The sequence below is a fragment of the Streptomyces sp. GQFP genome, from assembly GCF_021545335.1.
GTDB lineage: Bacteria > Actinomycetota > Actinomycetes > Streptomycetales > Streptomycetaceae > Streptomyces.
In genome coordinates, this window is sequence record NZ_CP089312.1 from 4451450 (window position 1) to 4470399 (window position 18950).

Here is an 18950-nt window from a genome sequence, read left to right on the forward strand (position 1 = left end):
ACGCTTCAACTACTGCTGGGAACGGGGGCGTCGGCGCCCTTGCGCTGCCGCGTCGCCATACCGATCAGAAGCACGGCCAGCAACGCGACCACCGCGCACGACGCGAACACCACACCCAGGCTGTCGCTGTACGAACCGCACACCAGGTGCGAAACGTCGTGCTGGTCGGCGATGCCCCGACTTCGACCGCAGGCGATGCTGGCTTCCGTCGTGAGGTCATTTCGATCGACCGCGGAGATCGCCGCCGCGTTGTGGGTCTGCGCGATGCTGTGCGCGTAGAAAAGAGACGCTGCTGTACCCGTCACTGCGATCCCCAGGGAGCCGGCGAGCAGGCGAAACGAATTGACGACGCCCGAAGCCACACCGTGCTGCTCGGCAGGGAACGACCGAATGCAGGAACCGAGGGCGCTCGGCTGGGCCAGACCGATCCCCAGCCCGATCAGCAGCAAGGCTGAACTCAACCGGATGACCGACACATCCGAATGCAGCCGGGTGAGGAGCAACAACCCACAGGCGAGGGCCACGACTCCGCAGGATATGAGCATCTTGGGCGTGGCTATTCTCAGGATTCTCTCGTTGAGAAGTGACGCCACGGTGACGCCTACGGCCAGTGGCACGATCCTCAGACCGACCGCCAGGACGTCCAGGTGCTGGGCGTACTGAAGATAGATGGGGACGATGAACAGCACGCCCGCCATCGAGAAGAAGATGACGATCAAGGTCAGCATGGGGGCGGCGAAATCAGGCTTCGACACGACCGCCAAGCTGAGCAAGGGGCGTTCCAGCCCACGCTGCCGGAGGAAGAACAGCACGAAAAGAACCACGCTGCACACAAGGACGACGAGGTCGCCCATTTGGACCCCGCCGCTCTCCATTCCGATGAGCGCGTAGGTCAGCAGCAGAGATCCCAGGGACATGAGTCCGACGCTGATGAAGTCCACTTTCGAGCCAGCCTTGTTACGCGTCTCCGGTATGAGAAACCACGCGCAGACGGCCACGGCGGCACAGATGAAGACGTTGATCAGAAAGATGGATCCCCACCAGAACGTCTGGAGGAGATACCCGCCGATCAGCGGGCCCAGTGGCAGTCCCAGTGCTGCCGCGGTCGACCACGAGGCCAGGGCACGTCGAAGCGTCGCACCGGTGAACATCGTCGTGATGATCGACACGCTCCCGGTGAGTATGGCCGCACTCCCCACCCCCATGAGCGCCCTGGCGACGATCAGCACCGCCACGGAGGCCGCACCGGCCGCCATGGCCGACGCGACGGTGAAGACGACCAGGCCCAGCAGCAGGATCAGCTTGCGACCGAACCGGTCGGCGACGACGCCGGCCACGACGATGAACGCCGCGGCGGCCAGCATGTAGACGGCGGTGATCCACTGAAGGTCCGTGGTCGATGCTCCCAGCGACTCCGCCAGAGTGCCCAGAGCGACGTTGATGATGGTGATGTCCAGATTCACGGTGAGCACGCACACGCAAAGAACTGCGACCGTATATAACGGCTTCCCTACCGCCGACTGGACTGTCTCGCTACCCTTACTGATTTCTCTGCCTCTCTCAGCTCACGGAATGGTAATGACTCTCTAATCCGAGATGTCCTGCAGCATCGGCAGTGAATTCAGGGTTGTGCAAAGGCCGGTGATGTCCGCGTGAGACATGGTCGACCGCAGTCGCACGCGCAGACCGGCGCCGCCCCGCTTCACGATCGGGAAGAAGTCGGGTTCGACGTAGAATCCCTGCCGCAGCAGATACTCAGATGATTTGATGGCCACTTCCTCGGACTGCATCGGGATGTAGCGCACCGGCAGACCGTTCCCCGAGCCATTCGCCTCGTAGAACTTGTCGAACAACTGAATGTTGTTCTGCAGCGCCTGCTGGCGCGCCGGCAGCTCGGGGGAACGGTGGAGCCGAACCGAGGCGATGATCGCGCCCAGCCCTGCGGTATTGATCCGTTGCGACCACATGAACGGCCCGCCGTTGCCGATGGCCAAACGCCGGACCGTCTTCTCCCCCTGCGGCCCGAACATGATAGCGCCGCCGGAGGCCCCGAACCCCTTGTTGAGTGAGGTGATGACGACCGTCCGGTCGTTCATCTCGCCCATCATCTCGCGCGCGTAGCCGCGGCCGTTGTGCCCGACCACGGACGTGCCGTGCGCGTCGTCCAGGAAGAGGAACAGTCCGTACCGGCTCTGGAGGTCCGCCAGCTCGGCGATCGGAGCCACGCTGCCGTAGGTGCTGTAGACGCTGTCGCCGACGTAGGCCACCACCTTGTGCCGGCGGCACAGATCCTCCAGCGCCTCGATGTCGTTGTGCCGGATCGTCACGACGTCGGTCTCGTCGGCACAGACCGACTTCATGGAGTTCATGCAGAAGTGCGCGTGCTGGTCGAAGACCAGTAACGGCGGAGTGCCACCGGTGAGCAGGCCGGCCGCGAGCATGGGCAGCATCGCCCAGGCCGCGGACGCGCACGACCCGATGGTTCCGACGTCCGCGCCAAACAGGTCCGACAGCTCGGACTCCGCTTCGTCCAGGACCGTGAGTGTCATCCTCACCCGGGAGAGCGAGCTGTTGAGCACGCCGGTACTCCGGATCCGCTCCTCCGCCGCCTGCCGGATGTCCGGGTGTTCGTCCAGGCCCAGGTAGGAGTACGACGACATGTTCACGCACTCGCCCTGCTCCAACGCCACCCTCGCCCGGGAACGGGGTGTGTAGACCTGGCCGTGCACTCCGGCCTCGAGCGCGCCGTCCCAGAACGGTGCGCCGAGCGAGTCGGCCTTCTTGATGTTCGAGAACGCATGCTTGTCTTTCATCTTCCCCACACTCCCCGCGCTCGGTCCGACGCTGCCACTGGTCGTAGGTGCTCAGCCCGGCGGACGGACCGGCAGTCCGATCGAGATGTCATCGCCGTCCAGGTCGTAATGCGACTTGCCGAGAAGGCTGTTGATGATGGTCGCGCTACGCCAGGAAGCCAGACCGAGTGTCTGGTCGCCGACACCGAAGTTCACGGGGCCGACCCCCTGGACGTAGATCCGGTTGTCGTCCGGCCCGTCCCACGGCACCCGGAAGTCGCTGTCCACCGCATAGGTCGTGCCGGCGACGGGGATGCGTGCCCGGAGCCCGTCCATGAACCCGGGCAGCTCCTGCCGGAATCCGGTCGCCAGCAGGACCATGTCGTACTCGTCGGTCCATCGGCTTCCGGTGAGCTGGTCCGCGAACTCCGCGGTCATCGCTCCGGGACATTGGCTCAGCGACCGCAGCTCCGCCCCGCTCAGGATGTGGCACTTCACCCGCTCCGGGGTCAGATAGTCGAGCTCGTACAACCTGGTGTAGATCCGGTGCAGCAGGTCGACGGCGATGCCCTTGATCGCCGACATCTGCTGGCCCAGAACCGTCCTGCGGTGTTCCTCCGGCAGCGTCTGGAAGTACCGGGCGAAAAGGGGGTTGAAGAACTCGTTCGTGAACGGCGACTGGTCCAGGGGCCGCAGGCCGGACCGTCCCGCGATCCACGTGACCGACTTCGGCAGGCCCCGGTTGCCGGAGAGCACATCGAGCATCACCTCACCGGCGCTCTGGCCCCCGCCGACCACTACGACCCTCTGGTCCGCGAGCGAGACGACGCCGGTCAGATAGTCCGCCACGTGCCGGACGTGCTGGCGCGGCATCCCCACGGCGAACTCGGGGACGTCGGGCACGGAACCGATGCCGAGCACGAGGTTCTTCGCGAACCACTGCCCACTGTCGGTGTCCACGACGAACCCGTCGGCATCGTGCTTCACCTGGACGACGCGCTCGTCCAGACGCACGTTCATACGTTGCGCGGCCCAGCCGAAGTACTGGCTGAACTCCGTCCGGTGCACATAGCCGTCGCTGGCGATGATGTGCCGGTACAGCCGTCCCTGCTCACGCAGGAAGTTGAGGAAACTGAATCGGCTCGTCGGATCGACCAGCGTCACGAGGTCCTTCAGCGCGCTGACCTGGAGCCGCGAGTCACTCCAGAGCAGGCCGGGGTGCCACGCCACCGACGGTCTCGCTTCCAGCACCGATATGTCGAGGCCGTCGATCGGATCGGCCAGGGCGGCCAGGCTCAGATTCGCCGGCCCCGCGCCGACGGCCAGGACGTCGGCACGGCACCGGACCCGTGGTTCCCGGTCGACGCCGCCGTGCACGGTCATTCCCCGATCGCCGGGCGGAAGGACGGGTAGACCGTGTAGAGTTCGTCGTCGTCCAAATCCTCTGGTTCCCACCGCACTTCGATGGCGTGGCTGCCGGTGAACAGCGCGCAGACTACTGATTCCCTCGCCGCGCGTTCGATGAGCTCCGCAAGACCGTCGAAGCCGTCTCGGGGCGGCACCACGGTGCACACCACGTCCTGCAGGTGTACGGCCACGCCTTCGTCGGAGTGGAAGAACCCCCGTACGTCCTCCCGAGCGGTCGCCGTCACCTCCCACGGCAACCCCGCCAACTCGGTGCCCCGCGCCAGTTCGAAGAGTCGGCCCGCGAGTTCCGCGGCCAACCCCATCAGCAGGTACTCCTGAGGGTTCGGCCCCCAGTCGACGCCGGTCAGTTGCTTGGGTGCGTCGACGCGTAGCGCCGGTGCGTCCGTCGCGGGCCTCGGGCGGGACTCACTCTGGGGACCGCTGACCCAGCGCAGGTCGCAGCCCGAACTCACACCGGGCAGGTGCCCCTTCGAATCTCCCGAGTAGGTGAAGTCCGCCCACTCTGTCCCGGACGGCACCCTCATCACGATCGGGATCGGTTCACGGATGGACACGAAGTTCGGGCTGAACGACTGCACCTGCCGGACCAGTTCGTCGAACACCTCGTCCGAGGACGCGCCGCTGATCTTGAAGGTGCACTCCACGGCCGGCTCCTCGTCCGCGCCGGCCTGCGGTACCACGTAGTCGACGGCCATCCTGGCCGTGTCGAAGATGGCGCCTCGCGTGCTTCCTCCGCCGATCAGCGTCGTCAGCATGCACGAGCCGATTCCCGTCAGCGCCATGTCCACCACGGTCGGCACGGTCCGGTCGCACCACTCTGCGTGATCACGGCCGTCCCGAAGGGAGATGACGGCATCCCGGCTCGACTTGACCGTTCCGAACAGTGCGGGGCCGAGCCGGGCGGACAGCCCGTTGTGCGGACTGCGCCGGCCGTGCACGCAGTAGTCGAAGTAGGCCTCGGCCGGTTCGTTCACGATCTCGTGAACGACCTCGCTGAAGCCCGCGGTGTTGAACCCGTTCCTCATCGACGCACTCCGTTGTCTCGGCCGAGGGCTTGGTCAAGGTCCTCGATCAGCTCATCTACGGATTCGATACCGACCGCCATCCTGATCAGGCCGGGGTTGATGCCGATCAACGCCTTCTGGCGTGCGGTCAGCGAACTGTGGGAGGTGTTCGAGGGCATGCTCACCAGCGACTCGACGCCGCCCAGACTGGTGGCGACGTAGGGGATGCGCAGATTGCGCATCACCTCGAAGGCGCGATCGTCACCACCCGCGACTTCGAAACTGACCACCCCGCCGTACCCCTGACAAGCGCCGGCTTCCACCTCGTCGTTCACGGTCGGGTAGTGCACCCGCGTGACCTGGTCGTGCCGCGAGAGGAAGTCGGCGATCGCGGCCGAGTTGCGGTTCTGCCTCTCTACCCGCAGCGGCAGGGTCTTCGCGCCACGCTCCAGCAGGAAGCAGCACAGAGGATCGGCGGTCGCACCGAACCGAAGGGTCTGCGCCCAGATCTTGTCGAGGAACTTCCGGCGCCCGACCACGAAACCGGCTGTCACGTCGCTGTGCCCGCCGATGTATTTCGTCGCGCTGTGCACCACCAGGTCCGCGCCGAGCGACAGCGGCCGCATGTTGATCGGGGTGAGGAAAGTGTTGTCCACGACGAGCAGAGCGTTGGCGGACCGGGCGATCTCCGCTATCGCCTCGATTGGCGGCATCTTCAGCAGCGGATTCGTCAACGACTCAAAAAGCAGGACCTGCGTCTCGGGCCGGATCGCGTTCTTGATCGCGTCGATGTTGAGCGGGTCCACGAAAGTGACGTCTCGGCCGCAGGAAGGCATGTCCTCCCTCAGGAGGTTGTAGGTGCCCCCGTACACGTCGTATCCCGAGATGATGTGGCTGCCCTTGTTCGTCAGCGTGAAGACGGTGCTGGCGATGGCACTCATGCCGGATGCCGTGACGACGGCGCTCTCGCCCCCCTCCAGCGCCGCCACCTTCTCCTGCACGGCCCACTGGCCCGGGTTGCCGTAGCGGGTGTAGATCGGCACATCGCGCAGCGCGCCGTCCGAGAACGCCGAGTAACTGTCGTCGTTCAGTTTGAAAGTGCTGGTCTGGAAGATCGGGGTGCCGACGCTGCCGGTCGTCGGATCCTCGTAGGTGCCCGCGTGGACGGCGAGCGTGTCGGGCGAGGCGGACCTCGGCATGATCCGGTGCTGCGGCGAGACGGGACCTGTGCTGCGCTTCCTTGTGAGTTCGTTGAACCAGACGGCCTCCGAGGTCCGGCCCTCTTCGAAGCCCAGTGCGGACCTGCGTTCTGAACTCATATTGAACACTCCCACAAATATCTGAACTCGGAGTACACGGGCGGGTCTCGCTGCTTGTCTACTCTCTCGGCAGCGACTTCACGGATTTCTGCATTCGCTCCAACGCCTGCACAAGTACGCGGCGGGAAGTGGCGAAGTTGAACCGCACAAATCCTTCGCCGCCCGGCCCGAAAGTCCGCCCGTCCAGCACGGCTACTCGCGCTCGCTCGAGAAGGTACTGCGCGGGATCACTGGAGAGACCCCGAATGCCGCTGAAATCTAGCCATGCGAGAAATGTCGCATCCGGTGCCCGGTAGCCGACCTCGGGCATGTCCGACTTGATGAAATCATCGATGATGGCACTGTTGCGCCGCAAGTAGTTCCGGATCGAGTCGAGCCACGGCCCGCCGCTGGTGTACGCAGCAGCCGCAGCGATGGCGCCCAGTGTGGACGTCGCGTTGACGGACAAACGCAGCCGGTCCGACCGGTCCCAGCGCTCTTTGTCGAGCGGGTTGGTCAGAATCACTTCCGAGCACTTCAGCCCTGACAGGTTCCACGCTTTCGACGCGGAGACCACCGTGATGGAGTGTTGCGCCGATTCGGCCGACAGGGAAGCGTACGGTACGTGATTTCGCGGTGCGTAGACCAAGGGGCCGTGCAGCTCGTCCGCGAAGACCCGGCCGGCATGACGGGTGACGACCTTGCTGATTTCCAGCAGTGCGTTCGCATCGGCCACGAAACCCGTCGGGTTCTGCGGGTTGCAGAGTACGAGGAGCCCGCCTCCGGCGCGCTCGAAGGCTTCCTCGATCTCGTCGATACGGTACCGATAGCGCCCCTGCTTCTGTGTCAGACCGACGGGCACCACCGTCCTGCGCAGCGTTCGCGCGATATCGACAAACCGTGGATACACGGGAGTAGGGACGATGATCGGCATCGTCGGTTCCGTGAAATGGTCGACGACCAGAGTCAGCGCGGTTACCGCGTCCGGGACCAGCCGAATATCGTCGGGATCGACGGCCCATCCGTAACTCTCCCACTGCCATCGGGCGCTCGAACCGCGTACCTCCGCTGCGATGCCGACCGGTAAGTATCCGTGCACGCCCGATTCCATCGCCTCATACATAGCGTCTCGGACGACTGGCGCGGTGCCGAAATCCATCTCGGCCGCACCCGCGCCTATCGCCTCTTCGCCGAATTCTGACCATTTGAGGCGCGCGGGCTTGAAATCAGGAATGACGTCGATTTTTTTGATCGCCACTATACCTCGCCGGTAGTGTCGTTCGTCCACCCCGTATGACGTCCGAAAAATAACGCCGCGAAGCATCATCGCATTGCGTTTCCACGCAGGGAAGCCCACCCCGACTGAGGAAATTCCACACTTGACGCCAGCGGGCACGACAGCGGCTTTGTCGTGCCCGCGGCTCGACCTTGCCCAGGGAGAACGTGCGCACCCCACCCAGAGCGTTTTACGAGTGTGCACGGACATCGCTGCGGTCCCGTTACACCTTGCGAAGGATCAAGCGTCCCCGCTCGAATCGCTCCCCATCGACAGGCTTCCGCATCATGCGGCCCACCTCACGGAAGCCGGCGGTATCTGCCATTTCCGCAAGACCGTCGATCGGCCATCGGTACGCGGTGGTGACCGCATGGTCGAACGAAACGACGGGCCCACCCTCGGACTCGAAGAACGCGAGCAGCAGGTGGCCTCCCGGCTCCAAGAGGCGGTGGAACTCCGTCAGGTAGGCAGGGATCTCGGCCGGCGGCGTATGGATGAGCGAGTACCACGAGACGATACCGCCGAGAGTACCGTCGCCTGCGGGCAGCGCGGCCATGGAGCCGACAGAGAACTGCAAATCCGGGTAGAGCCGGCGGGCGTGCTCGATCAGGGACGCCGACAGATCGACCCCGAACACGTCGAGCCCCAGGTCGCGCAGATGACCTGCGATGTACCCGGGACCGCACCCGAGGTCCGCCACCGGGGCCGCTCCGCCCTGGCGCACCAGGCCCGCGAATGCCGTGAGCACGGAGTGGTCGAACGGCCGGGAACTCAGACCACCTTGCACAAAAGCGACATAATCGGAGGCCCTGGTGTCATATGCCTTTGCTGTAACACTTAAATACGATTCACTGGCAGTATCCATAGCCGGATTGTAGCTCGCCGCATCTCCGCAGGCGTCTGACGGGTGTCATCACCCGGCCGGCGCCCGGGCAGCAGTCAGTCGGTCTGCTGGTGCATTCCGGCGTCCATGCTCGCCTGCCAATTCTTGCCATCGAACTCGGACCATTCGATCGACTCGGCGAAGCTCAGATCCAAGCAGCGCGCGTTCACGCTGAAATACCCGACCGGATGCGACTTCGGCCTGTAGAAAGGCATGATCCCGCATACCACGCAAAATGTGTGGTCGGCGATTCTGTCACCGAAGCGGTAGGGCTTGAGAAACGCCTGCCCCTTGTGCAGTCGGAAGCGCTCCTCCGGCAGCATGAGCTCCTGGTGCCCCGCCTTATGACAGATACCGCAGGTGCACGTCACGATGGTCAGCCGCAAGGTGAGCGCGACGGAGAACGAGACGTTCTCGCAGTGACACGCTCCGTCCCGCCAGTGAAGCTTCGCGCCGGACGAGGAGGACACCTCGGTGGCGTCGTTCATCGACTCTCCTTCACTTCTGGCCCTCACCGGAGAAGTCCGGTGCGCGAGGGGGTTCAGACGTACTCGGTGCATGCTCGGAGATCCGCTTCGAGGCTCCTCGTTCGTTCCTCGGATGCGGCCAGGATGAGGCACTCCGCGCCCGGGCCCAGGTCGGAGTCACAGCCCAGGACCACGACCCCTTCCTGCTTGCCCTCCTGATAGCCGATGCCGGCGTGCCCGATGGCCTCGAGCAGGCCGCTCAGTGGCCCGGGCTTGACGTTGAGTACCGAGGAGACCACGTGCGCATCGGCGTAGTTCCGTCCGAGGAGGCGCTCGGCGATGACGTGGTAAACGAGGCTGCCACCCCACCGTGCGTTGATCTCGTGGAACACCAGCCTTCCGTCGGGAAGCAGCAGACCGTCGATGTTGACGTATCCCCGGTACCCGATCCGGCGGACGACTTCGAGGAACTCGCGGGCGCGGGTGATCACTTCGGTGTACGACCGGGAGCCGAGCCGCAACGGCAGGTCCAGTCCGACCCACTTCGGGGTGCCGTCCTTCGCGCCTGGTGGCAGCGCGTAGCGCAGCATCCCACTGTTCAGGAAGTCGATGCCGTCGTCGCTGAGGTGGTACTCGAGGTAGAACCGGTGGTCCGCCGAGTGGTATGCCTCCACCACCACGAACTGGTTGTACGCGTCACTCAGATCCGCCCACAGTCCCTGCGCCAGTTCCTTGAGGTCGGCGCCGAGCAGGCGAGTCTCCCGCGTGCCCGGGAGCGATGCGGAGTGGGAGTCGGCCAGTCCAATGTTTCCATGACCGCCGCCGCTTCGGTCCTGCTTGGCGATCATCGTGCTGGTCTGCTCCCACAGGCTCTTGACCGCACGCCCGATCTCATCTGCGGACCGGGCCACCACTCCTTCCGCGATCGGAGTCCCCACGCCTGCAGCAAGCCTTCGAAATGTGGACTTCATGTTCAGTAGATCGATGCCACCCTGCCGCGCGAATGCACTGCCTGGCAGAGCGTACAGCCCAAGACGCGTCGACAGCTCCGCCACTCCCCCGGTGACCACACAGGGGAAGAGCGACCACTCCGCGGGCTCCTTCACATACGAACGCAACTCACCGGCGAAGTCCTCATCGAGCAGAGTCGCCTCGTCAAGGGGCCTGTCGATGGTCAACACCTCGACGCTTTCCGGAGTGAATCCGACGACACTGCCCACGTAACTCTTGAAATCCGGGTCGATACCGTCCGGGATGACCAGGACATCGCCTTCCTCGGCGTGCCAAAGGAAGCGGGCGGAGGTGTCCGTGCCAGATCTCGTTCCTTTCATGAACCCTGACCATTCCCGCACCTGTTCGGAGTAGTCGGTTCTGAAATTTGGCAGGATGATTCGGGGCATAATGTCCTCCGGTCGGAATTAATAACAGTTTCCTGGGACAGCTCCTACGGCTCCTCGTGTACGCATTCCAGCGTTGCATGCAGGCGCGTCTCTCCGTGGCTCACTATGGTGACCTCGTTCCGGAAGTGGCCGGGCCCGCGCGAGGTGATGTCGTCCGTGAACTGCACCTCACCCTCGTCGACGAGCGTGGTCGTCCCCTGGAAGCGAAGGTGTCCGTCCACCCATTCCGGCGTGGGCGTGGTCTGCAGGAGGTAATTGCCGCGATCGTCGTAGTAGATGGCGACGTACTTGGCGGTTGCCGGATTCCACCCGAACATGTACCGGCCCGACATAGGCGGCTGGACGATGTCATTGGGATCCTGGGTGAAGTTCCACTGGTACCAGGCTCCGCCCAGGACAGGTGCGAGGGTTCCTCGCAGCACGACCTCGCCCGGACCTCGTCCCGACGGATACACCACCGAGTCGCAGCGCCAGTTGCCGAGGAGTACGTCCAACGCCTGCATCTCGGGCGCCGCGGTGCTGCTCGAGGACGTCACACGTCCGCCCTTGGCGGGCTCCATCGTCGCCGCGCCGACCAACATCCGCGGCATGGCCTGTTTGAGGAAATCACGAAGCACGGTTGGCCTCTCTTCCGTTGGTTTTCTTGTGACGGCGAACCGCGTCGAAGACGGGAACCCGGACGCGAGGAGATCGGTCGGCAATCCCGGGGACGGGGCCCCTACTCGCTACCGGTGCAGCGGTGCCGGCAGCCCGACGGACATCGGCATCTCGGAATGCGGCTTGATGGAGTCGTGGTCCGCCGACACATGGCCGGGCAGACAGGGCTTCCTGGTGAAGAAGATGAGCATGTCCCGCCAGGCCGACCGGTCCTTGTCCTGTGCCTCGACCGCCGAGACGCTGTGTTTGCGCTCGTGGTCCACGATGAGGAGCGTGTCCAGGAAGTGCCGGTGCTGCGACCTGCCGAGGCGCAGAGTCGGGTCGACCTCATCCCACGGCACCCCGTTCTTCTCGCGCATGTCGTGATAGAAGGTCACCGCGCTGTCCTCGGTGAGGTTCTCGCCGCCGAGGAAAACCGTCATCGTATGGTCGACACCATCGCTGTGGACCCCTTCGAGGGCGGGTTCCCCTATCAGCTCACGTGTGGTGATGGTCCGGAGCTGGAAGACCGTGGAGATCCACTGCGCGACGGAGTAGTCCAGCCCGGGCCGGTGGGCGATCGGCATGTCTCCCGCGATCAGGGCCTTGAATACCAGGAGCGCCTTGAAGGTGGGGTTGAGCTGCGTGTTGTCGTCGATCTCGGCGAACTCTCGGATTTTTCCCGAGTCGTGGCGGACAAAGTCCTCGTCATCCGAGAGTACAAACGGCTGGAATTCAGTTCGGTAGGCCTGGCCGGCGTCGAGGTCGAGGCAGAACCGGCCGTTCCTCGCACGGCGGAAATCGAGCGTCGGATCCGGCGGAAGATCTTCGGAAACCTTCTTGAAGCTTTCCACGCTTTCCGGGGTGCTGCCGAAGGCCGACAGAATCTGGATCATGCGCTCGCCTTCGACGAAGGCAGTCCGGTATCGGCTGTACTGCTTCCTGATCTCATCGATCTCGGGAATGGCCGAGATGAAGTCCCCGCTGTTCACCTTGTCCCCTTTCGGCATCGCGTTCCAGTCGTGCTCACGCGCATACGCCTCGTAGCAAGCGACGTCATCGGCTTGGCATGGAAGGCACATGCTCGATGACGTCGACCCACGAGGAATCGAAATGCAGGTGCTCTGGCGGCGCGGCAGTTCGGACACTAGGCCACGAGCCGGTCGAAGAACTTATCGCGCCAGCCAATCGATGCACCGTCCACACGAGGCGTAATCCTAGGAGAGATAGGCGTAGCTGAGTAGTACTTGCCCAACAGGGGAGGAGCGGGGGGAGCGAGCAATCCATTTGCGGCGGCGTGACTACGCCTCGCCTCAAGGAACGATCTTCCTGGCGAAGTCGACCCACATCCTGGCGCACTCGCTGGCCAAATTCGCCACCAGGTCCGCACGGTGTGCGGGAACAGTCGATAACAACTGCTCCCATTCCCGGCCGCGTGCGAGATGAAGACTTAGGAGCTGCAGCAGAAAGCGTCCCGTCTCCGTCATCCGGAGGGAGGGATCCTGAGACAAAGCCGACAGTGTCTTACGACATCGTTCGATGTCGGGCTCTTCACGGGGAGTGGGTACCGGCCTCCCTCTGTGGGTCTTCTTCGCCGGTAGCGGGGTGACTCGCGCCGGCTCGTCGGGACTGGCCGGCGCTCCGGCATCCGAGGCCCCACAGGCCGGCGCCGGGCTGATTTCGCAGGCCACGGGGCGGGTGGGCAGCCGGCGCACCCGGCCGTCGCGCCCGATCCGTGGCATGGACTGAGGAAATTCCTCAGTCAGCCGTCCTCGCACCGCTCCGACGGTCTTTGGTGAGAGCCCCACCAGCTCGGCGATTCTGCGGTCCGACCACTCCGGGTGCATCCGCACGATCCGAGTGGCGGCAGCCTTGCGGTCGGCGAGGGTCAGGGGCAACCCGTGCGCGCTGTTGACGCGGACCGCCTCGACGAATGCCGCTTCCACATCCCCGTCGAAGAACCGCACGTTGATCGTCGTCCAGCCCCGCAGCTTCGCCGCGGACAAGCGGTGCATGCCGTCGATGACACGCATCGAGCCACGATGCACCAAGATAGGCGGGAGAGAGTCCAATTGCGCTACAACTTTCACGTGGCCTTCGTTCACACCGTTGAGGCGTAACGTCTCATCGGCGACGAGTAGATCGACGGCCACGGCCACTACACCCCCGGGCGCCTTCTCCATGATTTCCGGCACTTCGTATGCGGTAGCCGCATTGTTCATGGCCCGCTCCTCCTCGCTTGCCTTCGATTAAGGAAATTGCACTTGGGCATAACGATTCATCGGCCATTCGGTCTAACTCTCGGTGGACCTTACAAGCACCTTGCGTGCTGTGCACATGGATGGCGATCGCTTTGCGTCACGGTCGGACGCGGTGGGTCAACCGCTCCCGGGTGTCCTCGACAGGGGAAATATCCCGGGTACTGCCCGGTACGGTCTTTCACCCGAATCCACCGGTTTTACTTGTGATGTGATCGATTGGGGGTCGTCCAAGTCGTGTCGGGACTGGGCTGCCGTCGGATCGGACATCCGCCTCGGCGGCCGGGCGAGCCATGCGGCACTGACCGGAAAGTGACGGGAGGTCACGCGGGCGAATGCGCTGCTCTTGACATCCGCGATCAACCGGGTCGCCCATTACCTGCTCGACCCGAGCGTGCTGGCGACGGCCCCTGTCCGCGTCTTCACGGCAGAGCGGCGCGGGTGCGGCTTCCCATCGGCGGGATGGTCGTGTTGGGTACGGCTGGGAACAGGGCGCAGCCCAATGCGTGCCTGTGCATGCCGTGTTGAGGAAGGGGACCGATGCCTACAGGGGTAGCTGTCGTCTGCGACACCGATGACTGTCTTGCCGTCTATCTGGCGGTCACGACGGGCAACGACGGTGATGAGCGCTCCGCGGACGAGGTCTCCCAGATAGCACGCAAGGTCGCCGAGTGCGACGCCTGGGTGATCGGCTTCGGCTTCCGCCAGCCGGTGATGACGTGCCCGGGGTGCGCGGATGGCCGAGGCCCTGTCCGGGAGCGCGGCGTGTGCAAGCGGTGCATGGGGCGCGTCGGCTCAGGGGCCAAGTGTGTCTACTGCTTGCAACAGATGGAGCCGTCACATGCCGGGGAGGACTGAGCAGCCGGCTGCGGAGCCGTGGGCACGTGGGTGCGGCGGGTGACGCGGATGCCGCGAGTGCTACTACTCCCAGACCAGACACCGAAGCGGGACGCCCGCAGAGGGGACCACCGGGAGGTGATCGACGCGATCACCCCGCCCAGAACCCTTCCCTCCCGACGCTCACACCCCGCTCCTGCTCCCCGAGGAAGCGGACACGACCCGCGTTCTATATGCCAGAGAGACTCTCGCCCTCAGCGGCCACAGGAGCCGCTCGTCCGCAGGTAGTCTGCGCGTATTCTCCGTTCTCGCCGACATCAAATGGCCGGCGGTCGCGATCGCAGCCGTCGCATCGTTCCTGCTCGCCGACGTGTGGTTCGCGGTCGTGATCGCCAAACCGTACGCCGTGGCGGCCGCAAGGGCACACCGACGCCCGCACCAACTGCGGTCACTATGGTGGATCCGCTGGTGTGCCTCCTCGTCACCGTGCTGACCAGCGCCGTGCTCGTCGAGGCACTCGACATCACCGGCATCGGTGACGCAGTGATATTCGGGCTCCTCGTCGACGGCGGTTATCTCCGCGCGATGACCTTCCAGATCGCCATCAACCCGAACTTCCCGCGCCCGCTCTACTACGGCATCCTCAACGCGCCGTTCTTCGTGATCACGAGTGTGCTCAACAGCACGGTCGTCCCGCTGACCAATACCGGCAGCCGGGCGGCGAGCCGCTGGCCGGCCCCCGTCGACCAGGACGGTGTATGTCACCGATGCACCGGCTCCCAGCCGCCCCGGCCGATGCGCAGTTTGTTGGCCGTCCACCACAGCGGCCGGTGACTGCGCCGTGGCAGGGACAGCCGTGGTGGAAAGCACCTTCAGAATCGACTGCCCCAGCCGCGCACTCAGCGGAGTGTTCTGGTCGTACTGCGCGCTCATGATGTCCTTGGTTCCGTGGTTCGTCAGCGTCACGGAGACGATGTGCGTGTCTGCCATCACGGTGCCACCGAGGCGGACTCCCACATGCGCGCCCAGCTCCTCATGCCTCTGGAACAGGGCGATTACGTCGTGCTCGTAGGTCAGGCGGCGTCTCGAGTGCGCGGCGCGATGCCTCCGATGTCGCCGCCGACCCGAGCATCGCGACTGTTGCACTCAGGCCGACGATCAGCTCCCGCTGCCGTGCCTGCTTGATGCTGTTGGACCATTGGTCTGGTTGTGGAATACATACAAGGTATCGGTCGGCGCTGAGCCCAGAAAAGCGGCCCCGGATGGCCGTCCCAGCACTGTGGCTGCGCTCGTGGCCGCACATTGGCCACACCTGATCCTTGATGGCGCGTCAGCCAATACCTTCATTACCGCAAAGGCCCAGTTCAGAGGCCCAGGGCCTAGGCATCACTACAGAGACCATACCCTCGACCTACGCATTACGATGCGTAGCCTGCTCGTGTCTGTTTATTCCTAATTCCAAGGTCAACAGAAACAAGAAACCCCAGGCCAGAGTCCTGACCTGGGGTTCACCATGGAGCCGCCTTCGGGATTCGAACCCGAGACCTACGCATTACGAGTGCGTTGCTCTGGCCATCTGAGCTAAGGCGGCGCGCTGTCCGCACTATGGTGCGATCAGCAACGTCGGTAAGTCTACACAGTTTCCGAGGGTGCTCCGCACACCCCCTGAGGCCTCCGATGAGGCCTCAGGGTCGGCGTCCGGCCCGCCCCCGCCGCCCCGCTACGAACACCGCTTCCCCTCCACCGGAGGCGTCCCCCGGAGGAGATACGCGTTGATCGTGTCGTCGATGCAGTCGCTGCCCCGACCGTACGCCGTGTGCCCGTCGCCCTCGTAGGTCAGGAGGCGGGCCGAGGAGAGTTGGCGGGCCAGGGACTGGGCCCAGGGGTACGGGGTCGCCGGGTCGCGGGTCGTGCCGACCACCACGATCGGGGCCGCGCCCTTCGCCTCGATGCGATGCGGCTCGCCCGTCGGCCGGACCGGCCAGTACGCGCAGTTCAGGGAGGCCCAGGCCATCGCCTCACCGAAGACCGGGGACGCCTTCTCGAAGGACGGCAGCGCAACGCGTACCTGGTCGGGGGTGGCGTACGCCGCCGGGAGGTCGAGGCAGTTCACGGCCGCGTTGGCGAACATCAGGTTCGAGTAGCGGCCGTCGGCGTCACGCTCGTAGTAGCTGTCGGCGAGGAGCAGCAGGCTCGCGCCGTCCTTGTCGCGCATCGCCGAGGTCAGCGCCTCGCGCAGTCGCGGCCAGTTGCTCTCGTCGTACATCGCGGCGATCACGCCGGTCGTGGCGAGGGCCTCGCCGAGCCGGCGGCCGTCCGCGTCGCCCGTCGGGATCGGCGACGCGTCGAGGCGGCGGAAGAACGCCTTCAGGTTCGTGCCGACCTCGCCCTCCTCCGTACCGAGCGGGCAGTCCGTCTGCCGTACGCAGTCCTTCGCGAACGCGTCGAACGCCGTCTCGAACCCCGCCGTCTGGCCAAGGCTCAGCCGGCTCGCGGACAGGGAGGGGTCCATCGCGCCGTCCAGGACCAGCCGGCCCACGCGCTTCGGGAAGAGACCCGCGTACGTCGCCCCGAGGAACGTCCCGTACGACGCCCCCACGTACGTCAGCCGTTCGTCGCCGAGCACCGCCCGCAGGATGTCCATGTCCCGGGCCGCCTCCACCGTGGAGACATGCCGCAGCAGATCGGGGGAACTGCTGCCGCAGCCCTCGGCGAACTCCTTGTACGCGCCGACCAGTTCGTCCGTCTCCCGGGCGTTGTCGGGCGTCGCGTCCGTCTGCGTGTACGCGTCCATCTCGCGCCCGTCCAGGCACTCGACCGGCTCACTGCGCGCCACCCCGCGCGGGTCGACCGCGACCATGTCGTAGCGCGCCCGGATCTCCGCCGGGTAGCCGATCCCCGCGTACGACTGCACGTACCCGACCGCCGAACCGCCCGGCCCGCCAGGGTTGACCAGCAGTGAGCCGAGCGACTTGCCCGGCCCCGTGGCTTTCTTGCGGGAGACGGCGAGCCTGACGTCACCCTCGGACGGCGCCGCGTAGTCGAGGGGTGCCTTCATCGTGGCGCACTGGAATCCGGGGACTCCGCACGACCGCCAGCTCAGCTTCTGCGCGTAGTACGGCGCGAGCCCGGCTGGCTCCGTGTCCGCCGACGAACTCGCCGCACTCGTCGAACTCCCCGTGGAACAGGCGGAGACGAGCAGCGCGGCGACCGCGAGCAGGGTCCAGGTCTGACGAGGGATGCGCCTCATTTGCATTCACCGAGCGTAACCCTGAGGAGCGACACGGATACTCTCCGTCCACGATATGACTCATACGAGTTACGGCTGCCGACACGGCCACCAGCTACGAGCCACCGTCAGCCCGCTCTCAGCGCCAGCGTCATCGCCTCCACCGCCAGCAGCGGTGCCACGTTGCGGTCCAGGGCCTCGCGGCACGCGGCGATCGCGTCGATGCGGCGGAGCGTCGACTCGGGTGAGCCGGCGCGGGCCAGCCGCTCCAGGGTGTCCTCGGCCTCCATGTTGGCGATCGCCAGGCGGGAGCCGAGCTGGAGGGCGAGGACGTCGCGGTAGAAGCCGGTGAGGTCGATCAGGGCGAGGTCGAGGGTGTCGCGCTGCGTACGCGTTCTCCGGCGCTTCTGCCGGTCCTCCAGCTCCTTCATCACGCCCGCCGTGCCACGCGGCATCCGGCCGCCCTGACCCGCTCCCATCGCCTGCTTCAGATCCTCCGTCTCCTTCACGTCCACGCCCTCGGCGAGCTGCTTGGCGTCCTCGGACGCCGAGTCGATCAGCTCCTGGGCCGCCTTGAGGCAGCCGCCGACGTCCTCGACGCGGAGCGGCAGCTTGAGTACGGCGGCCCGGCGCTCGCGGGCCCGCGCGTCCGTCGCCAGCCGTCGGGCGCGCCCGATGTGGCCCTGGGTCGCCCTGGCGACGGTGTGCGCGACGTTCGGCTCGATGCCGTCCCGGCGGATGAGGATGTCGGCCACCGCCTCCACCGGCGGGGTGCGCAGCGTGAGGAGACGGCAGCGCGAGCGGATCGTGGGCAGTACGTCCTCGATGGACGGGGCACACAGCAGCCACACCGTGCGCGGCGCGGGCTCCTCGACTGCCTTGAGCAGGACGTTGCCCGCGCCCTCCGTGAGACGGTCCGCGTCCTCCAGGACGATGACCTGCCAGCGTCCGACGGCCGGTGACAGCTGGGCCCGCCGGACCAGATCGCGGGTCTCCTTGACGCCGATGGAGAGCAGATCGGTACGGACGATCTGCACGTCGGCGTGCGTACCCACCGTGCTCGTGTGGCAGCCGTCGCAGAACCCGCAGCCGGGGACTCCGCCGAGGGCCCGGTCGGGGCTCACGCACTGGAGGGCGGCGGCGAATGCACGGGCCGCCGTGGACCGGCCCGAGCCGGGCGGGCCGGTGAAGAGCCAGGCGTGCGTCATCTTCGACGCCTCGGGCAGCGGCTCCCTCGCGGCGACGGCGGTGACCAGGGCGTCGGCATCCCGCGCGGCGGCCTCCAGCTGCGCGCTCACCTTCTCCTGACCCACCAGGTCGTCCCACACCGGCATGGGAGCACCGCCCTTCCGTCACGCCGTATACGTCGTACCGCCTCGGCAGGCCGTTTCCGCACGGCTCGCCCTGCGCAGTCCATTGTGCGGGCCACCACTGACAACGGG

At 65.6% G+C, this 18950-nt stretch carries 16 protein-coding genes and 1 tRNA gene; 2 read left to right on the forward strand and 15 right to left on the reverse strand.

Going from position 1 to position 18950, the window contains the following annotated elements; genetic code table 11:
- Window positions 1–5: 5 nt before the first annotated feature.
- The 12 genes from LUX31_RS19600 to LUX31_RS19655 all read right to left on the reverse strand — a co-directional run bounded on the left by LUX31_RS19600 (window position 6) and on the right by LUX31_RS19655 (window position 13406).
- Window positions 6–1478 (reverse strand): MFS transporter, encoded by a 1473-nt coding sequence (locus tag LUX31_RS19600; RefSeq protein WP_328285673.1) that lies wholly within the window; start codon window positions 1476–1478, stop codon window positions 6–8.
- 108 nt (window positions 1479–1586) lie between these two features.
- Window positions 1587–2813, reverse strand: coding sequence for an aminotransferase class I/II-fold pyridoxal phosphate-dependent enzyme (locus LUX31_RS19605; RefSeq protein ID WP_235476081.1), 1227 nt, complete (start codon window positions 2811–2813; stop codon window positions 1587–1589).
- 51 nt (window positions 2814–2864) lie between these two features.
- The gene (locus LUX31_RS19610; RefSeq protein ID WP_235476082.1) at window positions 2865–4175 is read right to left on the reverse strand and encodes a lysine N(6)-hydroxylase/L-ornithine N(5)-oxygenase family protein; all 1311 of its coding nucleotides are present in this window, start codon (window positions 4173–4175) and stop codon (window positions 2865–2867) included.
- Window positions 4172–5245 (reverse strand): OsmC family protein, encoded by a 1074-nt coding sequence (locus tag LUX31_RS19615; RefSeq protein WP_235476083.1) that lies wholly within the window; start codon window positions 5243–5245, stop codon window positions 4172–4174. The genes LUX31_RS19610 and LUX31_RS19615 overlap by 4 nt, the downstream gene beginning before the upstream one ends.
- Window positions 5242–6543: a trans-sulfuration enzyme family protein gene (locus LUX31_RS19620; protein WP_235476084.1), complete on the reverse strand. Its 1302-nt coding sequence runs from the start codon at window positions 6541–6543 to the stop codon at window positions 5242–5244. The genes LUX31_RS19615 and LUX31_RS19620 overlap by 4 nt, the downstream gene beginning before the upstream one ends.
- Window positions 6544–6601: 58 nt before the next feature.
- A complete protein-coding gene (locus LUX31_RS19625) occupies window positions 6602–7780 on the reverse strand; it encodes a MalY/PatB family protein (protein ID WP_235476085.1) in 1179 nt (392 codons plus the stop codon).
- Between the two features lie 241 nt (window positions 7781–8021).
- The gene (locus tag LUX31_RS19630; RefSeq protein WP_235476086.1) at window positions 8022–8663 is read right to left on the reverse strand and encodes a class I SAM-dependent methyltransferase; all 642 of its coding nucleotides are present in this window, start codon (window positions 8661–8663) and stop codon (window positions 8022–8024) included.
- Between the two features lie 74 nt (window positions 8664–8737).
- On the reverse strand, window positions 8738–9169 hold the full coding sequence (locus tag LUX31_RS19635) for a GFA family protein (protein ID WP_235476087.1): 432 nt from the start codon (window positions 9167–9169) through the stop codon (window positions 8738–8740).
- A 53-nt stretch (window positions 9170–9222) separates the two neighbouring features.
- Window positions 9223–10479, reverse strand: coding sequence for a hypothetical protein (locus tag LUX31_RS19640; RefSeq protein WP_235476088.1), 1257 nt, complete (start codon window positions 10477–10479; stop codon window positions 9223–9225).
- Window positions 10480–10592: 113 nt separating this feature from the next.
- Window positions 10593–11165, reverse strand: coding sequence for a DUF1579 family protein (locus tag LUX31_RS19645; protein WP_235476089.1), 573 nt, complete (start codon window positions 11163–11165; stop codon window positions 10593–10595).
- A 108-nt stretch (window positions 11166–11273) separates the two neighbouring features.
- Window positions 11274–12332 (reverse strand): 2OG-Fe dioxygenase family protein, encoded by a 1059-nt coding sequence (locus LUX31_RS19650; RefSeq protein ID WP_235476090.1) that lies wholly within the window; start codon window positions 12330–12332, stop codon window positions 11274–11276.
- Between the two features lie 165 nt (window positions 12333–12497).
- Entirely contained in the window at window positions 12498–13406 is a 909-nt protein-coding gene (locus LUX31_RS19655; RefSeq protein ID WP_235476091.1) for a ParB/RepB/Spo0J family partition protein, read from the reverse strand.
- 576 nt (window positions 13407–13982) lie between these two features.
- On the opposite strand from LUX31_RS19655, the gene LUX31_RS19660 reads away from it, so the two are divergent.
- Both LUX31_RS19660 and LUX31_RS19665 read left to right on the forward strand, forming a co-directional pair.
- Window positions 13983–14300, forward strand: coding sequence for a hypothetical protein (locus LUX31_RS19660; protein ID WP_235476092.1), 318 nt, complete (start codon window positions 13983–13985; stop codon window positions 14298–14300).
- 432 nt (window positions 14301–14732) lie between these two features.
- A complete protein-coding gene (locus LUX31_RS19665; RefSeq protein ID WP_235476093.1) occupies window positions 14733–15113 on the forward strand; it encodes a hypothetical protein in 381 nt (126 codons plus the stop codon).
- Between the two features lie 680 nt (window positions 15114–15793).
- Here the strand turns inward: LUX31_RS19665 and LUX31_RS19670 are convergent.
- From LUX31_RS19670 to LUX31_RS19680, 3 genes are all read right to left on the reverse strand, one after another.
- Window positions 15794–15870, reverse strand: a tRNA-Thr gene (locus LUX31_RS19670).
- A 129-nt stretch (window positions 15871–15999) separates the two neighbouring features.
- Window positions 16000–17535 carry an alpha/beta hydrolase gene (locus tag LUX31_RS19675; RefSeq protein ID WP_235476094.1) on the reverse strand — a complete coding sequence of 512 codons (1536 nt, stop codon included), beginning with the start codon at window positions 17533–17535 and terminating at the stop codon, window positions 16000–16002.
- A 101-nt stretch (window positions 17536–17636) separates the two neighbouring features.
- Window positions 17637–18842 carry a DNA polymerase III subunit delta' gene (locus LUX31_RS19680; protein ID WP_235476095.1) on the reverse strand — a complete coding sequence of 402 codons (1206 nt, stop codon included), beginning with the start codon at window positions 18840–18842 and terminating at the stop codon, window positions 17637–17639.
- Window positions 18843–18950 lie beyond the last annotated feature (108 nt).